Raw genomic sequence first — 16690 nt, forward strand, 5'->3', positions numbered from 1 at the left:
ATCCGACGCGATCCCCAGCTGCTGAGGGAACGCCCCCATGCCCCGGAAGCGGCGGCCCCGCCGCCTGATCAATCGCTACGCTCAGAGCCGGCTATACGATGTCGAGACCCGCACCTATGTCTCCGTCGAGCGGCTGCGGGAACTGCGGGGCGAAGGCTTCGACGTGGTGATCCGCGAGGTCGAGACCGGTCGCTTCGTGAGCGACGAGGTGCTCCCCTCGGGCTTCGACGCATGACCCATTCCCTCGCCCGCGCGGAATTCGGTTCGACCGGCCGGCGGCCCGCCTGCCCATGTCGCTGAACGCCGAATCATCCGCGCGCCGCGCGGAGGCGTCCGACATTATCGAGAACGACGGCTTGGAGTCTGAGGATGCCTCTTCGTCCGCTCAAGACGTGCGCCGGAGCCCCGCGCGCCGAGCACTCGTCGTCCTGACTGTGCTGGCCGTTGCGGCCTTCGCGGGCTGGACCTATCGCGGCCCCATCCTCGACGCCTTCGGCCTCGCCCCTCCAGCGGCTTCCGACGCGAAGGTGGACAAATCCGGCGACGCCCCAGCGAACCCCGATCTCGTCACCCTCGACGAAGCAGGACAGAAGCGGATGGGTCTCGCCTTCGGCCGAGCCGTGACGCGCCGGATCGTGCTGCCGGTGCGCGCGCCCGGCACCGTCACCTTCGACGAGCGGCGGGTGACGCATCTGAAGCCGCGCACGCAGGGGCGGGTGCTGAGCCTCGCCGTCCAGCCCGGCGAACGTGTCACGGCAGGACAAACGCTCGCGACCCTCGATGCTGCCGGCATCCTCGACGCCCGCAACGGGCTCCAGGCGGCGCAGGCGGCACTCGGCGAGTCTCAGGCTTCCGAGGCTGTGGCGGCGTTGCAGGTGAAGCGTGGGCTGGAGCAGCTGAAGTTCGGCGGCGTCGCCCAGGCCGAGGTCGAGCGGCGTCAGGTCGATCTCGCGAAGGCCCAGGCGGCGGTAAAGGCGGCGCAGGCGAACGCGGACATGTACCGGGCGCAGTACCAGCGCCTCGCTCCGGCCGAGGGCGCCGCACCCGGCACCAGTGCCGTGGTCACGCCGATCGGCGGCGTGGTGACGAGCGTCGGCATCACGCTGGGCGAGGTGGTCGATACCGGGCGGGACGCCTTCATTGTGGCCGACCCAACCCGCGTTGTGGTGCTGGCGAACCTGTACGGGGCCGACATCGCCCGGGTGAGGGCGGGAGACGCGGCCTCGGTGGAGAGCCCGATGCCCGACCATCCGCCCTTCGAGGGCCATGTCCGCTCTGTGAACGTGACCGTCGACCCGGCGACGAACACGGCCCCGGCGCGGATCGAGCTCGACAACCCGGAGGATCTCCTGCGCGCTAACCTTTTCGTCTCCGTAACGGTGGCGGCGGATCTGGGTCGCGGCGGCGTCACCATCCCGGCGGCGGCCGTGCAGCAGACGGAAGCCGGCCCCATCGCCTTCGTGCGCAAGGCCCCGGACCGGTTCGAGCGGCGGGCCCTCACGCTCGGCATCCAGCGCACCGACTGGGTGGAGGTGCGCCAAGGCGTGGCGGACGGCGAGTGCGTCGCGACCGCGGGCAGCTTCGGCCTCAAGGCCATCCTGCTGCGCAGCCTCCTCGGATCGACGGATTGAGGAGCGACGATGAGGAGCTGGTTCGCCCTCCTGGTCCGCCGCCGCTTCCTCGTGCTGGTGGTCGCCCTCGCGGCGGCGGCGGGCGGGGTCGCCAACCTCGAAGGGCTCTCCGTCGACGCGGTGCCGGACATCTCGCCGAAGCAGGTGATGATCTTGACCCTCTCGCCGGGGCTCGGCCCCCTGGAGGTCGAGCGGCTCGTCACCTTCCCGGTCGAGAACGCGATGGCGGGTGCACCTGGACTCTCCAACGTCCGCTCGACCTCGCGGGCCGGGGTCTCAGCGGTCTACGTCACCTTCGACGAGTCCGTATCGGTCACATCGGCGCGGGCCGAAGTGTTCCAGCGCCTGCCCCAGGCGAAGAGTCTGATGCCGGCAGGGGTCGGCGATCCGCAGATGGGCCCGATGGCGACGGGGCTCGGTGAGATCTACCAGTTCGAGCTGCGCGGGCCCGCCTACACGCCGATGCAGCTGAAGCGCATCCTGCAATGGACCATCGCGCCGAAGCTGAAGCTCACCCCGGGCATCGCCGACGTGAACATCTACGGCGGCCAGATGCCGACCGACGAGGTCCGCGTCCCGGCGGAAGCGCTGCGCCGCTACGGCGTGACCCTGGCCCAGGTCTACACGGCGCTCATGGAGAACAATGCCGCCCGGGGCGGTGCCTATATCGAGCACAACGACCAGCAGGAGACGATCCGCGGCCTCGGCCTCGCCAAGAGTCCGGAGGACATCGCCGACATCGTCGTCGCGACCGGCCCCGGCGGCGTTCCAGTGACGCTGGGCACCCTCGGCACGGTGCAGGAGGCTCCCAAGGTCCGGCTCGGCGCCGTCACCCATGACGCCGAGGGCGAGACCGTCGTCGGCATCGCGCTCATGCGGTACGGCGCGAATGCCAGCTCCGTGGTCGAAGGGGTGAAGAAGACGATCGCGGACCTGCGTCAGCAGCTGCCGCCGGGGGTCGAGATCGCTCCCTATTACGACCGCAGCGCCCTGGTGGAGCGCACGATCCACACGGTGGAGCACAATCTCCTCGAAGGAGCGGTGCTGGTGATCGTGGTGCTGCTCCTGCTGCTCGGCAATCTCCGCGCCGGGCTGATCGTCGCTGCCGCGATCCCGCTCTCGATGCTGATGGCCTTCGCCGGAATGCGGCTGCTCGGCCTGTCGGGCAACCTGATGAGCCTCGGCGCGATCGACTTCGGGCTGATCGTCGACGGTGCCGTGGTGATGATCGAGAACGTGCTCCGTGCGCGCGGCGAGCACCCGGATCGCCCGGCCCACGACCTGATCCGCGACGCCGCCGCCGAAGTGGCCCGCCCGGTGATCTTCGCGGTGGCGATCATCATCATCGTCTACGTGCCGATCCTCGCCCTGGAAGGCGTCGCCGGCAAGATGTTCGCCCCGATGGCGTTCACGGTGATCCTGGCACTCGGCTCGTCGCTCATCGTCACGCTAACCCTGATGCCGGCGCTCGCGGCGATCTTCCTGTCCGGGCGTGAGATCGGCGAGCGCGAGACGAGCCTCGTCCACGTGGTGCGGGGCGCCTATACGCCGGTGCTGCGCTGGGCCAAGCGGCACACGCTCGTGACCGTCCTCACGGTGGCCACCCTGTTCACCGGTTCCTGCGTGGTGGCTACGCGGCTGGGGGGCGAGTTCCTGCCGAAGCTGTCGGAGGGGTCGATCGTGATCACGTCCGAGAAGCTGCCCGGGATTTCTCTCGACGCCTCGCTGGCCACGGTGACGCGCATCGAGCGGATCCTGAAATCCTTCCCCGAGGTGAAGCGGGTCGTCTCCCTCACCGGCAGCGCCGAGATCCCGACCGACCCGATGGGCGTCGAATCGGCCGACAGCTTCATCACCCTCACCGACCCGTCGACCTGGAAGACGGCGGACAGCCAGGAAGGTCTCGTCGCGGCCTTCGACAAGCGCCTCCGGGAGGAGGTGCCCGGCGTCGCCTACAGCTTCTCGCAACCGATCCAGATGCGGATGGACGATCTGCTGGAGGGCGTGCGCGGCGACGTCGCGGTCAGCCTCTACGGCGACGACCTCAAGGTCCTGAAGGACACGGCCGATTCCATCGTGCGCGTGGTCTCGGGCGTCCAGGGCGCGGCGGACGTGAAGGCCGAGGCGCAGGCCGGGATGCCGGCGCTGTCGATCCAGGTCGACCGCGCCAGGGCCGCCCGCTACGGCATCAACGTCTCGGACGTGCTCGACGTGGTCGAGAGCATCGGCGGACGTACCGCCGGCATGGTCTACGGCGATGACAACTCCATCACCGACATCGTGGTCCGGCTCGATCCTGCCGACCGCAGCGACATCGAGCGGATCCGCGCCCTGCCGGTCGGACGGCCGGGCAAGGGGAACGGGCCGCAGACGACGGTGCCGCTCTCGATGGTGGCCTCGGTGGACGTCACTTCCGGCCCGGCGCAGATCAGCCGCGAGCGGCTGCAGAGGCGGATCTCGATCCAGGCCAATGTCCGCGGCCGGGACGTGCAAAGCTTCGTCGACGCCGCACAGAAGGCCGTGTCCGCTCAAGTGAAGTTGCCGCCGCGCTACGCGCTGCAATGGAGCGGCCAATACCAGAACCTGCAGGAGGCCACCGCCCGCCTGTCGGTCGTGGTGCCGGCGGCGCTGGCGGGGATCCTCGTCCTCCTCGTCGTGATGTTCGGCGACATCCGCCTCGCTGGCCTGATCTTCCTGAACGTGCCGATGGCCGCCACGGGGGGCATCCTCGCACTCGCCCTGCGCGACATGCCGTTCTCGATCTCGGCGGCAATCGGCTTCATCGCGACCTTCGGCATCGCGATCCTGAACGGCGTGGTGCTGACGAGCTACATCCGCGACCTCGAAGGCTCAGGCCTCGACCCAGGGGAGGCTGCCACCCGGGCCGCCGAGATGCGGCTGCGCCCGGTGATGATGACCGCCCTCGTTGCCGCCCTGGGATTCCTGCCGATGGCCGTCTCGACCAGCGCCGGGGCGGAGGTGCAGCGCCCGCTCGCCACCGTGGTGATCGGCGGCCTGATCAGCGCGACCCTGCTGACCCTCGTGGTCCTGCCCGCCGTCTATCCGGTGATCGCGAGGTTACGTCTGCCCTTCAGCAGTTCACGAGCCGGCGGGAGGCAGGAGCGACGGTATTCACCCCCGCGCAAAGGGGTGCGGGAGGGCACCGATCGGTGAGCGCCGTCACGGCGACGGCCGGGCGGTCACAGCGGGGGCGCGATGCCGCCCGGCTGGCTCAGCGATTTCACGTAGGCCGCGAGCTGCCACATCTGCTCGTCCGGGATTTTGCCGCGCCATGCCGGCATGCCGCGCGGGCGGCCCTCGTAGAGGGTCGCGACGATGTTCTCCAGCGAGCCGCCGTAGAGCCACTGGTCGTCCGACAGGGCGGGCCCGAAGCCGCCGCCACCGCCCGCGTGGCAGCCGGAGCAGTTGTAGGCCGCGTAGAGGCCGCGGCCGGCCTCGATCGCGTCCTTGTTGTTCTCGTACTGCGCGGCGCGCTTCGCTCCCGTCGTCGGCACGGCCTCGCCGCCGACGGCCTGCGGCGTGAGGACCACCTGCGGCTCGCCCTGGCCGGCGCCGGATTCCGGATCCGCCGCGCCCCGGGCGACCCCGAGGGTGAGGCCTGCGCCCGCGAGGGCGGCGGCGAGAGCCGCCATGCGAAGGGTGGCAACCATCGGCATCATCGCGTCTCCAGGGTGGTCGGGGTGTCGAGGCGCGGCACGCCGTAGGAGGCCAGGATCGCGTCGATCTCGGCCCGGTGCCGGCGGAGCGCGCCGCCGACCTCGCGGGCGAAGGCGCCCGCGTCGTCGTCCCGGCGCACCGCGAAGGCGATGTCGAAGGCGAGCGGCAGGCGCGCGCCGTCGAAGGGCGGGTTCACCAGCGTCACCTGGAGCGGCGGGCTCTGGCGTGCCGCGAAGTAGCCGGCCAGCGGCCCCCAGACGACCGCGGTGTCGATCTCGCCCTGCGCCACCGCCTCGACGATCCGCGACGGCGGGTGCGGCGTGCTGTAGTCGCCGTAGAGCGCGTAGCCGCGCACGTTCTGCACGATGCCGCGGCGGGACAGCGCGTGGGCGGGCGGCGTGTTGTAGCCGTCGTTGCCGACCATCTGCACGCCGATGCGGAGGTCCTTCAGGCGCGGATCGTCGAAGCTGCTGATCGGCGGGGCATCGGGCCGCTGCACGAAGGCGTAGCCGGAGCGGTAGAGCGGCGCGGTGGGGCGCGCCAGTTCCGTCCCCACAGGCAGGCCCGGCACCACGTCGCACAGGCCGGCATGGAGGGTGTTGCGCAGGAAGCCCCGGCGCTGCGCCCACCACGTATAGGTGAGCGTCGCGCCGAGATCCGCGGCGACGATCGCGCTGATGCGGTTCTCGAAACCCTCGCCGGCCTGGTTCGAGAAGGGCAGGTTGTTCGGATCCGCGCAGATGCGCAGCTCCCGCCCCTCGGCGCCCGGCGCCGACAGCAGGGCGAGCGCCAGAAGGCCGTTACGGCAGACGGAAGACATAGAGCGTGCCCCCGGCCGCCGTGACCTTCGGCAGGTCCCGCATCGCCGCCACGAAGCCGAGCGCCGCCGTGCCCTCCTTCGGGTCGAGCCCGCCCGACACGATGGCGCCGGACCAGCCGCCGACGCCGTCCATCACCGTGACGTACTGGTGCCCGTCCGGCCCCTTCCAGGTGCTGGGCTGCCCGATGATCCCCGAGCCGGTCTTGAACTTCCAGAGCTCCCGGCCCGTATGGGCATCGACCGCTTTGAACCAGCCGTCCATCGTCCCGTAGAAGACGAGGTCGCCCGCGGTCGCCACCGCCCCGCCCCAGACCGGGAAGGTCTCCCGGATGGTCCAGGCCTCCGAGCCGTCGGTGACGTTCCAGGCGGTGAACTCGCCGCGATGGCCGCCGGGCCCCGGCTTCATGTTCACGTCCGCGCCGACATAGGGCGTGCCCTCGATGTAGCCGACCTCGCTCAGGCGCTCGTCCATGCAGAGGTTGTTGTGCGGCAGGTACAGGAAGCCGGTCTTGGGCGAGTAGGCCGAGGGGCTCCAGTCCTTGGCGCCCGGCGGGCTCGGGCAGATGTCGCGAGTGACCTTGTCGACCTTGGGCGACTTCTCGACGTTGTGCTTGAGCTGGCCGGTCTTGAGATCGACCCCGAAATTCGTGTTCGTGTAGTGATAGGTCCCGGCCGAGAGGATCTCGCCGTTGGTCCGGTCCATCAGGTAGATGTGGCCGTTGCGGTCCGGGTGGATCAGGACCTTGCGGGGCTTGCCCTGCCACTCGATGTCGACCAGCACGTTCTCGTTGACGCCGTCATGATCGAAATAGTCGTGCGGGCTGTACTGGTAGTACCAGCGGGCGTCGCCGGTCTCGACGTCGCGGGCGAAGATGCCGGCGGTGAACTTGTTGTCGCCCGGTCGCTGCTCGTGGTTCCAGGGCCCCGGATTGGCGGTGCCGTAATAGACGAGCTTCAACTCCGGATCGTAGCTGACCCAGCCCCAGACCGTGCCGCCGCCCTGCTTCCACATGTCCTGCGGCCAGGAGGTGACGCCGAGATCCTTGCCCTTCTCCTGCTCGTAGAACGGCTTGTAGCCGGCGCCGATCTTCACGTCGGAATCGGGCCCGGTCGTGTAGGCGCGCCAGACTTCCTTGCCGCTCTTCAGGTCGAGCGCCTTCGCCCAGCCGCGCACGCCGAGTTCGCCGCCCGAATTGCCGACGATGACCTTGTCGCCTGCCACCAGCGGCGCCATCGTCATGGTCTGGCCCTGGTTGATGTCGCCGTTCTTGGTCCGCCAGACTTCCTGACCGTTCTTCGCGTCGACTGCGACCGTAAAATTGTCGAGGGTGTTGTAGATGATCTTGCCGTCCGCGTAGGTCGGCCCGCGGTTGACCACGTCGCAGCAGGCCACGCCCTGGGAGGCGATCTCCGGCTTCGGATCGTAGGACCACTTCATCGGGAAGCCGGGCTTGGTCAGGTCCAGGGCGTAGAGGATGTTGGGGAAGGACGAGACGACGTAGAGCACGTCGCCGACGACGATCGGCGAGCCCTCCTGACCGCGATTGGTGCCGACCGAGAAGGTCGAGGCCACCTGCAGGGTCTTGACGTTCCCGGCGTTGATCTCGCTCAGCTCGCTGTAGCGCGTGAGCGCGGTGTTGCGGCCCGGGCTCGTCCAGTGACCCGCCGTGGCTTGGTCGGCCCTCTGCGCGAAGGGCGGGAGCGTCGGCTTCGAGGCGCTCTCCCGGGCCGGCCGCACCGTCGGTTCGAGGACGTGCGGATTGGCGGCGCGCTCCTTTTCCGGGGACGGTGTCTGCCCCGAGGGGCCTTCCGTACCGGTGCCCTGTCCCGTCGGCTGACCGGTTCCCTCCCGGACACCCTGCGCCTGCCCCGTGCAGGTCAGTGCCACGAGGGCGAGGACGGCGCTCACGTTTCGCATGCCGAGGTTCCTGTCGCGCCCCGTACGCCGGAGGCACTCATCTCAGCAAACCAGCGCAACGGTTTCCAGTTCTTGAAATAGTAATCGGCATATACAGGTGCTGACGATACTAATGTAGGTATATATATTTTATTATACTGCGTGACTGGGCGTGATCCCGCCTCACGGAAGCTCTGACATGTGCCGGAGACGACTCGCTCGCCGCCGGCAAGGCAAACCAGGATGCGAAGCGCCTTCGCCACGAGGCAGCGCAGCCTTGCACGCCCACCTCACACAGGACGAGGCCGATGGGCCCTGGGCAGCGCGCCCGTCCGAGCCCGCCCGCGCCGAGTCCGCCGCGAAGGCCTACGCCGTCGCGCGGACGTCCCCAAAGCGGACCGGCTCCGCCGCGAAATGCGCGGGCGTGAATTGGTTCTGCCGGAGCGCGTCCTCGACCTCCTCCAGGCTGCGGCCCTTCAATTCGGGCAGCCAGCGCCAGACGAACACGAAGGCCAGCGCGTTCAGGCCCGCATAGACCCACATGGCGCCGCCCGCGCCGAGATGGTGAATCAGCGACAGGGCGGTCCCGGTCAGGAGCAGGTTCGAACCCCAGACGGTCGCGGCCTGGGCGCTGGTGCCGGCCGCCCGCACCCGGAGCGGGTAGACCTCGGAACCCGTCAGCCAGCCGATCACCTGCAGCCCCCCGGCCTGGAACATCATGAACGAGAAGAGGCAGCCGATCACGAAAGGGGCATCCTCCGGGCCGGTCCGGCCGGTCGCGAACAGGGCGCCGAGAACCGCGAGCGACAGGGCGGCGCCCGGCAGCGTCACGAGCGACAGCCGCCGCCGCCCGACGCGGTCCACGATGGCAAGTCCCGTCGCGGTCATGACGAGGTAGATCGCCGCGATACCGACATTGGTCAGCAGGGCGCTGCCCTCCCCGAAGCCGAGGCCCTTCAGCAGGGTCGGCGCGTAGTAGATCATCATCTCGATGCCGACGAGCTGGGTGAAGGCCGCCGTACCGCATCCAGCGATCACGGCCGGGCGCACCCATTGGTCCGCCAGGCCACGCCAGCCGGGCGTGGACGTGTCGCTCTGCGCGATGGCATCGGAGATCCCGTCCAGCTCGCCGTCGAGATCGGCGCCCCCAGGGCGCACCCGGGCAAGGGCCCTGTGGGCCGCGTCGCGCCGGCCCTGGGCCACGAGCCAGCGCGGGCTTTCCGGCAGCGCGAACATGGCGGCGAACAGCACGATGGCCGGCACCGCGCCCGCGGCGATCATCAGCCTCCAGGACAGCACGTCATGGAGGCCGTAGCCGACGAGGCTGGCGGTCAGGATCCCGAGGCCGATCGCGACGCTGAAGGCCACCACGAGGCGCCCGCGATGCTCCGCAGGCGCGAGTTCCGCGACGTAGGCCGGGATCGACTGCGAGGCCGCGCCGACCGCTATGCCCAGCACCACCCGTGCGAGGGCGAGGAGGATGGCGTCGGGCGCGAGGCTCGCGGCAACGGCGCCGAGGGTGAACAGGGCGGCGATCCCGATGATCGTGTGCCGCCGCCCGAACCGGTCCGACACGACCCCCGTGCCGAGGCCACCCAGCGTCGCGCCGAACAGGATCGCGGCGGCGACGATCTCCTGCATGGCGTGGGGGAGCGCGAAATCCGCGGTGATGGACAGCAATGCCCCCGCGATGATGCCGGTGTCGTAGCCGTAGAGGAATCCGCCGATCGCGGCCGTCGCCGCCGCCAGCCACATGAAGGGAGTCATGCCGCGCTCCTGTCCTGCCCGCTATTCCCCGTCACGTCCCGGCCGCGCCGGGGCCGGAGGCGGCCCTTCCGATGCCTCTGCTGCGCCGCAATAGGCCGCCGAAACTCCTTAATCGCGCCATCTGCACCGCCGAGGACGGGCGGGCTCAACACACCCCGCCTCCGAGACCCCGCACCATGCTCAGTCCCGACGCCTGGCCGGTCCTCGCGCGCGCCGCCGCCGCCGGCCATCTCGACCTGTTCGGCCTCCTCGGCCTCGCCTTCGGCTTCGCCACCGGGCTGATGCCGCAGCGCCGGTTGATCCTGCTGAGCTCGGCCGCCTGCGGCCTGTGCTTCAGCGCCCACTTCCTGCGTCTCGGCTCGCCCACCGGCACCGCGATGAACCTGCTCGGGGTCGCCCAGAGCCTGCTCGCCGCCCGGTTCGTGACCGCCCGCGGCCGGCCCGCCTGGCTCGACGCGGTCTTCGCCGGAACCTTCGTGCTGGCCGCGCTCCTGATCGTCGCCACCTGGACCGGCCTTCCTTCGGCCTTCGCCGGCCTCGCCGCGCTGGTGGCTACTGCCGCGCGCCTTCAGGCCTCGCCGCAGACCATGCGGCTGCTCCTGATCGGTGCCGCGCTCGGCTGGGCGAGCCACAACATCCTGATGGGGTCGGTGGTCGGCCTGACCTGCGATTGCCTGGGTCTCCTCGGCTTCACGACGTCCTATCTGCGCACCCGGGCGGCCACGCGGGCGACGGACCGGCCTGCCCTCGCGGCCCTCGAGGCGCTGCCATCCCGCTGAGCCGCGTCACGCGGCCAGCGGCCCGGCGAAGGCGGCCGGAACGAGCCGTTCCAGCGCGCGCATGTCGCTGAAGACCTGTTCCGCCCCCGCCGCCCGGAGCCGTGCCTCCAGATCCGGCGGGCAGTGGCCGCCGCCGGTGAAGCCGAAGGTGCGGATGCCGGCGGCGCGGGACGCCGTCACGCCCGGCACGCTGTCCTCGACGACGATGCAGCTCTGAACGGTGCTGCGCATCCAGCCGACCGCGTAGAGGAAGACGTCCGGGGCCGGCTTGCCGCGCGCCACCGCGGCCGCGCTGATGACGTTGCCGCCGAAATGCCCGAGGAGCCCGGTCGCCGCGAGCCCCTGCCGGAGCTTCCCCGGCGCGCTGCTCGACGCGACGCAGGCCGGGACGCGCAGGCGTCCCAGCACCTCGGCCACGCCGGGGACTGCCCGCAACTCGGTCTCGTAGCTGGCGGCGGTCCTGGCCCGCGTCCGTGTGAGGAAGCTGTCGGGCAGCGGGGCGCCGCGATCCGCCGCGATCTCGGCGAGCATCTCGCCCTCCGGTCGGCCCGCGAAGCGCGCGATCACGTCCGCGACGCTGATCGGGTAGCCCAGGGCGGTCAGCTCCTCGCTGACCAGGCGGCAGACGAGGATCTCGCTGTCGATCAGGACGCCGTCGCAGTCGAAGAGGAGCGTCGGGCTCTGCACCGCGTCACTGGGCACGGGCATCGATGAAGGTTCCCGATTGCACGAGGTTGAGCAGGCTGAGGAGGCCCCGGCTGGCGGCCGGCGGCAACTCGCCCTTGGCCGCCTCGTAGGCGCCGAGCGGACCGTTGATCCGGTCGGCGAAGCGGGTGCTGAACGCCTCGATCGGCGTCGGATCCCCGGGGGGCGGGGCCTGGAACCGGGCGAGGATGCGGGTGATCGGGTCCTCGGTGGAGAAGAACCGCTGAAGGATCGCCGTCGCGGCCCCGGCCAGGTAGGCGTCGGCATCGACGTCGCGGACGAAATCCGCGTAGGCCGGATCCTGCCGGAGCAGGAGCGCGACACCCTCGCGCATCTCGTCCATCACCGCGATGGCGTGTCGCCGCTCCTCCGGCGAGGCCGCGATGAACTCGTTGAGCTTCATGGCGCGGTCGCCCCCGCTCGCCTGGAAGGCGCGCAGAGCGATCAGCCAATGGGTGCCGTTCAGCAGCCAGCCCTTGATCTGCTTCTCGACGTCGAGATGCCGGCCGAACGTGATCAGGCTCCCGGCGCAGAGGTCGCGCAGGATCTCGGTGTCGGGATTGAGGGCGAGCTTCAGGGAGGCGTAGGGCTCGGTGCGCACGCAGACGGTCGGGCCGGACGCCGAGGCATCCTCCTCCAGATCGACGCACATCCGGTCGACCAGCGCGGCCACCGGCGTGACGTGGCGCCGGAGAAGTGCCGCGTCGGGGCCGACCAGATCCGGATCGTCGAGGACCTCCTGGGCCGAGACCATGTTCTCGCAGGCGACCAGGAAGAGGGGGCCGATGGGCTCGCCGGCCTCGCGCAGCGCCGCGAGGGCGCCGAGCGCCTCGACCACCGGTCCGTAATTCTCGCGCTTGAGCACCGAGGCCGTGACCATGACGGCTCGGCGCTTCGCCGCCGACGCCGCGGCGATCGCCCGGGTGCGCGCGGCGAGGTCGCCGCCCTCGTAGGTGTGGAAGCCCGCGTAGCGGATCCGTTCCGTCCGGGCCTCGGTGCCATCGAGGATCCGCAGGTGGTAGGCCGCATCCGGATTGTCCCGCAGCAGAATGTTGCGCCGCTCGGCGCCGAGCGCCGTGGATCCTGTGGCGTTCGCGACGGAGACGGAGCGGTTCAGGATCACACTCTCCGTGGCCGGCCCCTGGAACGCGGGTACGACCAGGCCCAGGCCAAGGCGGCCTGCGCCGAAATGTAAGTGCAGCATGTAAAGGGGTCCGCTTGGAATTTACTCGAGAAACCAGGACAAATATTCAGTTTATCCTGGTAAGAGCGCGCGTTACGATGCTTTCCGGGATATCCCGTCTGATCTGCCGCTGAGACCTCTGGCTTCTGCGGCACGTCGAGCGACAGGAATATTGCGAAAGATCGCCGTAAGAAGAACCTGAGTATCAGTATTGATTTTCAGCTCGTTCTTAACCTGTGACATGATTTATCCTGCGGAGATGGTCGTTGTATTTAGCCAACCCTCGGGGCGGTGCGCGGGTCCCGTTTGAAATCACACCATCGCCGTGTCCGAAGTTGGCGTCGGTGTCACCCGCGGCTCGAGAGGCAGGTCTCACGACGCCTCCGCCTGCCTCATCGCCTCAGATAGACGGCTGCGCAGCAGACGGGATCGGTGCCGGGCATGGGCGACGGCGCGCAGGTGATCGCGGGCGGTGCCGGTCAGCGGTCCACTTCGCCGAACACGATGTCGAGCGTGCCGAGCACGCAGGACACGTCGGCCAGGAGGTGCCCGCGGCACATCCAGTCCATCGCCTGAAGATGCGCAAAGCAGGGAGACCTGATCTTGCAGCGATAGGCGCGGTTCGTGCCGTCGGACACCAGATACACGCCGAACTCGCCCTTCGGCGCCTCGGTCGCCACGTAGACTTCGCCTTCGGGCACGTGGAAGCCCTCGGTGTAGAGCTTGAAGTGGTGGATGAGCGCCTCCATTGAGCGCTTCATGGCCCGGCGCGGCGGCGGCGCGAACTTGCCGTCGAGGGCCGCGATCGGCCCCTGGCCGGCGGGCTCGCGCAGCTTGGCGACGCACTGCTTCATGATGCGCACCGACTGGCGCATCTCCTCCATGCGGATCACCTGCCGGTCGTAGGTGTCGCCGTTCTTGCCCACGGGGATGTCGAACTCCATCTCCTCGTAACACTCGTAGGGCTGCGCCTTGCGCAGGTCCCACGGGATGCCCGAGCCGCGCACCATCGGACCGGAGAAGCCCCACTCCATCGCCTCGTCCACCGACACGATGCCGATATCGACGGTGCGCTGCTTGAAGATGCGGTTGCCCATGACGAGGGCGTCGAGATCGTCCAGCACCCCCGGAAAGGTGTGACACCACGCCTCGATGTCATCGAGCAGGCCGGGCGGCACGTCCTGATGGACGCCGCCGACCCGAAAGTAATTCGCATGGAGCCGCGCGCCCGATACGCGCTCGTAGAAGATCATCAGCTTCTCGCGCTCCTCGAAGCCCCAGAGCGGGGGCGTGAGGGCGCCGACGTCCATCGCCTGCGTCGTGACGTTGAGGAGATGCGACAGGATGCGGGTCATTTCGAGGAAGAGAACCCGGATCAGCTGGGCCCGCCGGGGCACCGTGATGCGCGCGAGCTTCTCGATGGCGAGGACGTACGTCTCCTCCATGGCCATCGGCGAGACATAGTCGAGACGATCGAAGTACGGGATCGTCTGCATGTACGGCTTGTACTCGATGAACTTCTCGGTGCCGCGGTGGAGCAGGCCGATATGCGGGTCGACCCGCTCGACCACCTCGCCGTCGAGTTCCAGCACGAGCCGGAGCACCCCGTGCGCCGCCGGGTGCTGCGGGCCGAAATTGATCGCGAAGTTGCGGATGTTGTGCTCGGCCATCGGCGCTCCTAGGCCTGCGCTGACAGATGCGCGTCGAAGGCCGGCGCGGTCGGGCGGACGGGGCCGGAGGGTCCCAGCTGGGCGTCGATCCGCCGGAAGGTCGCCAGCGCCTGCCCGACGATCTGGTCCATGTTGTAGTAGCGGTAGGTCGCCAGCCGCCCGACGAACCACACGTTCCGTTCGGCGAGCGCCAGTCGCTCGTAGCGCTTGAACAAGGCTTGGTTCTCGGGTCTCGGGATCGGGTAGTACGGATCGCCTTCGGCGCTCGGATACTCGAACGTCAGCGACGTCTTCGAATGCTCCTGTCCGGTGAGATGCTTGTACTCGGTGATCCGCGTATAGGCTTCCGTCTGTGGGTAGTTCACCACCGCTACCGGCTGATGGCAGGCGACGTTCCGGGTGATGTGAACGAACCGCAGGCTGCGGTAGGGCAAGGGCCCGAACCGGCAGTCGAAATATCCGTCGATCGGCCCGGTGTAGATCAGCCGCCGATGCGGAATGACGTCGCGGACATCGCGATAATCCGCGTTCGTCATCACGTGGATCTTCGGATGTGCCAGCATCCGCTCGAACATCCGTGTGTACCCTTCGGCCGGCATGGCCTGGAACGCGTCGTTGAAATAGCGGTCGTCGCGGTTCGTCCGTGTCGGCACACGCGCCGTGACCTGCCGGTCGAGTTCAGACGGGTCCATGCCCCATTGCTTGCGCGTGTAGCCGCGGAAGAACTTCTCGTAGAGTTCCCGGCCGACGGTCGAGACCACCACATCCTCGGAGGTCCGGATCTCCGGGACCGCCTCGGCGCGAGCGGCGAACCAGGGGGCCAGCTCCTCCGGAGTCAGCGACAGGCCGTAGAGACGGTTGATCGTGTCGAGATTGATCGGGATCGGCACCAGCATGCCGTCGACCATCGCGAGCACCCGGTGCTCGTAGGGGCGCCACGTGGTGAACTGGGACAGATACGCGACGATCGCGTCCGCGTTGGTGTGGAAGATGTGCGGCCCGTATTGGTGGATGAGCAGGCCCGCCTCGTCCAGCCGGTCGTAGGCATTGCCGCCGATGTGATTGCGGCGGTCCACCACCAGGACCCGTTCTCCGCGCTGGCTCGCCAGTCGCTCGGCCAGGACACTGCCGGCGAAACCGGCGCCGACAATCAGCCAGTCGTACATGTGGCTCGGCCTCCAATTCGCGAAAGCATCAGACCGTGGGAGCGTCTTGCGGCAGGAGATCGAGCGCCTCGGGCGCGGGGCTCTGCAGGCGCTCGCGGATCAGGTCGTGCATCGCCTGCCAGGTCCCGTCCCAGGAACTGCTGGCGAGGCGCTGGTCGACCCGTTCGCGCCAGAACTCCTTCCGTCCGGCGAACAGCGCCTCGGCCGACAGCACAATGCCGCTCGGGCTATCCGAGACCGCGACAAGACCGGCCTCGCCGTAATCCCGCACGACGTCGACAATCGGCGTCGAGACGACCTGCAACCCGGCGGCCAGGAATTCGGGGGTCTTGGTCGGGCTGATGAAGCGCGTCGCCTCGTTCTGCGCAAACGGCATGAAGCCGAGATCCCAGTGCCGGAGGTAGTCGGGAAGCGCCGCGTAGGATTTCGGGCCGAGCCAGTGAATGTTCGGCCGCCGCGGCAGGCTCGCGGGGTCGATCTTCACCACGGGTCCGATCATCACGACGTGCCAGTCCGGCCGCTGATCGGCGACGGCAGCCAGCAGCTCCCGATCCAGCCGTTCGTCGATGACGCCGAAGAAGCCGAGGCGCGGGTGCGGGATCCCGGCCTGATCCTCCGGATCGGGGTGTCCCGTCTCCCGGGCGCGATGGAAATGCGCGGCGTCGACCGAGGAGGGGAAGCAGTGAAGGGCGTCGTGCCGGTCGCGCTTGGCCTCGTAGAGGCTTCGCCCACCCGTGAAGACGAGGTCGGCCTGATCGAGGAGATCGGCCTCCTGCGCGATCAGCTCCGGCGACGCGCCCTGGAACGCCGAGAGCTCGTCCATATTGTCGTAGATCGTGAGGTCGCGCGGGAGATCGGCCGAGATGCTGATTGCCGCCGGCGTGTAATACCAGAAGACCTGCCGCGTGATCGGGCGGCCGCGCAGATGGTCCCGGATCAGGTCCGCCTGCAGGCGGTCGGCCCGGTAGGCATTGGCCGGGGACAGGACCGGAACGGCCACGACGACACCGGGAGCAACCTCCTGGATCCGGAGCCGGTCGGCATCGTCCTCCGCCTCGAAGACCGGCTCCTCGATGAAGAGGACGTCGAAGGACTGCGCCGCGCGGACGAGGAGATGCTGCGGGCGCTGCCAGACGAAGCCCCAGCGCAGGTGCGAGAAGCAGACGAGCCGCGGTCTCGGCGACGCGATCTTGCCAGTTCCGGTGTGCGGCCGATCCCGATCTTGGGTGTGTGTCACGGCAGCGGCATGGCCCTCGGAGACACGGGTTCCGCTCACACCATCACCTCTGTTTTGTACACCACGAACAGTCGAACAATCCCCGTGAGGTGCCGGTTGTTCGACGGCAGAGGTGTTATTTTTTCCAATTCCGCAAGTAATTCATGTTGCTGATCTG

General features: G+C 69.1%; 13 protein-coding genes. 4 read left to right on the top strand and 9 right to left on the bottom strand.

Going from position 1 to position 16690, the window contains the following annotated elements; translation table 11 throughout:
• The first annotated feature begins 37 nt into the window (after positions 1 to 37).
• From BLT59_RS06460 to BLT59_RS06470, 3 genes are read left to right on the top strand one after another with little or no spacing between them, the layout of a single operon-like run.
• A complete protein-coding gene (locus BLT59_RS06460; RefSeq protein WP_091777698.1) occupies positions 38 to 235 on the top strand; it encodes a polyhydroxyalkanoate synthesis regulator DNA-binding domain-containing protein in 198 nt (65 codons plus the stop codon).
• A 55-nt stretch (positions 236 to 290) separates the two neighbouring features.
• Positions 291 to 1631 carry an efflux RND transporter periplasmic adaptor subunit gene (locus tag BLT59_RS06465; protein ID WP_091777699.1) on the top strand — a complete coding sequence of 447 codons (1341 nt, stop codon included), beginning with the start codon at positions 291 to 293 and terminating at the stop codon, positions 1629 to 1631.
• A 9-nt stretch (positions 1632 to 1640) separates the two neighbouring features.
• Entirely contained in the window at positions 1641 to 4805 is a 3165-nt protein-coding gene (locus tag BLT59_RS06470; protein WP_091777700.1) for an efflux RND transporter permease subunit, read from the top strand.
• A gap of 26 nt (positions 4806 to 4831) precedes the next feature.
• On the opposite strand, the gene BLT59_RS06475 is transcribed toward BLT59_RS06470, so the two are convergent.
• The 4 genes from BLT59_RS06475 to BLT59_RS06490 all read right to left on the bottom strand — a co-directional run bounded on the left by BLT59_RS06475 (position 4832) and on the right by BLT59_RS06490 (position 9793).
• Entirely contained in the window at positions 4832 to 5302 is a 471-nt protein-coding gene (locus tag BLT59_RS06475) for a c-type cytochrome (RefSeq protein ID WP_244513879.1), read from the bottom strand.
• Positions 5303 to 5307: 5 nt separating this feature from the next.
• A complete protein-coding gene (locus BLT59_RS06480; RefSeq protein WP_091777702.1) occupies positions 5308 to 6129 on the bottom strand; it encodes a substrate-binding domain-containing protein in 822 nt (273 codons plus the stop codon).
• Positions 6110 to 8047, bottom strand: a complete 1938-nt coding sequence (locus BLT59_RS06485) for a methanol/ethanol family PQQ-dependent dehydrogenase (RefSeq protein WP_091777704.1) — start codon at positions 8045 to 8047, stop codon at positions 6110 to 6112. Before BLT59_RS06485 ends, BLT59_RS06480 begins: the two co-directional genes overlap by 20 nt.
• A gap of 345 nt (positions 8048 to 8392) precedes the next feature.
• A complete protein-coding gene (locus BLT59_RS06490) occupies positions 8393 to 9793 on the bottom strand; it encodes a sugar porter family MFS transporter (RefSeq protein WP_091777705.1) in 1401 nt (466 codons plus the stop codon).
• 176 nt (positions 9794 to 9969) lie between these two features.
• On the opposite strand from BLT59_RS06490, the gene BLT59_RS06495 reads away from it, so the two are divergent.
• Positions 9970 to 10572 carry a YgjV family protein gene (locus BLT59_RS06495; RefSeq protein WP_175543952.1) on the top strand — a complete coding sequence of 201 codons (603 nt, stop codon included), beginning with the start codon at positions 9970 to 9972 and terminating at the stop codon, positions 10570 to 10572.
• A gap of 6 nt (positions 10573 to 10578) precedes the next feature.
• On the opposite strand, the gene BLT59_RS06500 is transcribed toward BLT59_RS06495, so the two are convergent.
• From BLT59_RS06500 to BLT59_RS06520, 5 genes are all read right to left on the bottom strand, one after another.
• Entirely contained in the window at positions 10579 to 11280 is a 702-nt protein-coding gene (locus BLT59_RS06500) for an HAD family hydrolase (protein ID WP_091777708.1), read from the bottom strand.
• Positions 11264 to 12481: a hypothetical protein gene (locus tag BLT59_RS06505; protein ID WP_091777710.1), complete on the bottom strand. Its 1218-nt coding sequence runs from the start codon at positions 12479 to 12481 to the stop codon at positions 11264 to 11266. The genes BLT59_RS06500 and BLT59_RS06505 overlap by 17 nt, the downstream gene beginning before the upstream one ends.
• Before the next feature lie 458 nt (positions 12482 to 12939).
• A complete protein-coding gene (locus BLT59_RS06510; protein WP_091777711.1) occupies positions 12940 to 14130 on the bottom strand; it encodes an NADH-quinone oxidoreductase subunit D in 1191 nt (396 codons plus the stop codon).
• A gap of 8 nt (positions 14131 to 14138) precedes the next feature.
• The gene (gene glf, locus BLT59_RS06515) at positions 14139 to 15296 is read right to left on the bottom strand and encodes a UDP-galactopyranose mutase (protein ID WP_175543953.1); all 1158 of its coding nucleotides are present in this window, start codon (positions 15294 to 15296) and stop codon (positions 14139 to 14141) included.
• Between the two features lie 28 nt (positions 15297 to 15324).
• A complete protein-coding gene (locus BLT59_RS06520) occupies positions 15325 to 16572 on the bottom strand; it encodes a glycosyltransferase (RefSeq protein ID WP_244513880.1) in 1248 nt (415 codons plus the stop codon).
• Positions 16573 to 16690: the final 118 nt, after the last annotated feature.

Origin of the sequence: Methylobacterium sp. UNC378MF, assembly GCF_900103195.1 — a bacterium.
Classification (GTDB): domain Bacteria; phylum Pseudomonadota; class Alphaproteobacteria; order Rhizobiales; family Beijerinckiaceae; genus Methylobacterium.

Coding starts and splice junctions, on each gene's coding strand:
- BLT59_RS06460 (WP_091777698.1), top strand. CDS start 38: ATGCCCCGGAAGCGGCGGCCCCGCCGCCTGATCAATCGCTACGCTCAG.
- BLT59_RS06465 (WP_091777699.1), top strand. CDS start 291: ATGTCGCTGAACGCCGAATCATCCGCGCGCCGCGCGGAGGCGTCCGAC.
- BLT59_RS06470 (WP_091777700.1), top strand. CDS start 1,641: ATGAGGAGCTGGTTCGCCCTCCTGGTCCGCCGCCGCTTCCTCGTGCTG.
- BLT59_RS06475 (WP_244513879.1), bottom strand. CDS start 5,302: ATGGTTGCCACCCTTCGCATGGCGGCTCTCGCCGCCGCCCTCGCGGGC.
- BLT59_RS06480 (WP_091777702.1), bottom strand. CDS start 6,129: ATGTCTTCCGTCTGCCGTAACGGCCTTCTGGCGCTCGCCCTGCTGTCG.
- BLT59_RS06485 (WP_091777704.1), bottom strand. CDS start 8,047: ATGCGAAACGTGAGCGCCGTCCTCGCCCTCGTGGCACTGACCTGCACG.
- BLT59_RS06490 (WP_091777705.1), bottom strand. CDS start 9,793: ATGACTCCCTTCATGTGGCTGGCGGCGGCGACGGCCGCGATCGGCGGA.
- BLT59_RS06495 (WP_175543952.1), top strand. CDS start 9,970: ATGCTCAGTCCCGACGCCTGGCCGGTCCTCGCGCGCGCCGCCGCCGCC.
- BLT59_RS06500 (WP_091777708.1), bottom strand. CDS start 11,280: ATGCCCGTGCCCAGTGACGCGGTGCAGAGCCCGACGCTCCTCTTCGAC.
- BLT59_RS06505 (WP_091777710.1), bottom strand. CDS start 12,481: ATGCTGCACTTACATTTCGGCGCAGGCCGCCTTGGCCTGGGCCTGGTC.
- BLT59_RS06510 (WP_091777711.1), bottom strand. CDS start 14,130: ATGGCCGAGCACAACATCCGCAACTTCGCGATCAATTTCGGCCCGCAG.
- glf (WP_175543953.1), bottom strand. CDS start 15,296: ATGTACGACTGGCTGATTGTCGGCGCCGGTTTCGCCGGCAGTGTCCTG.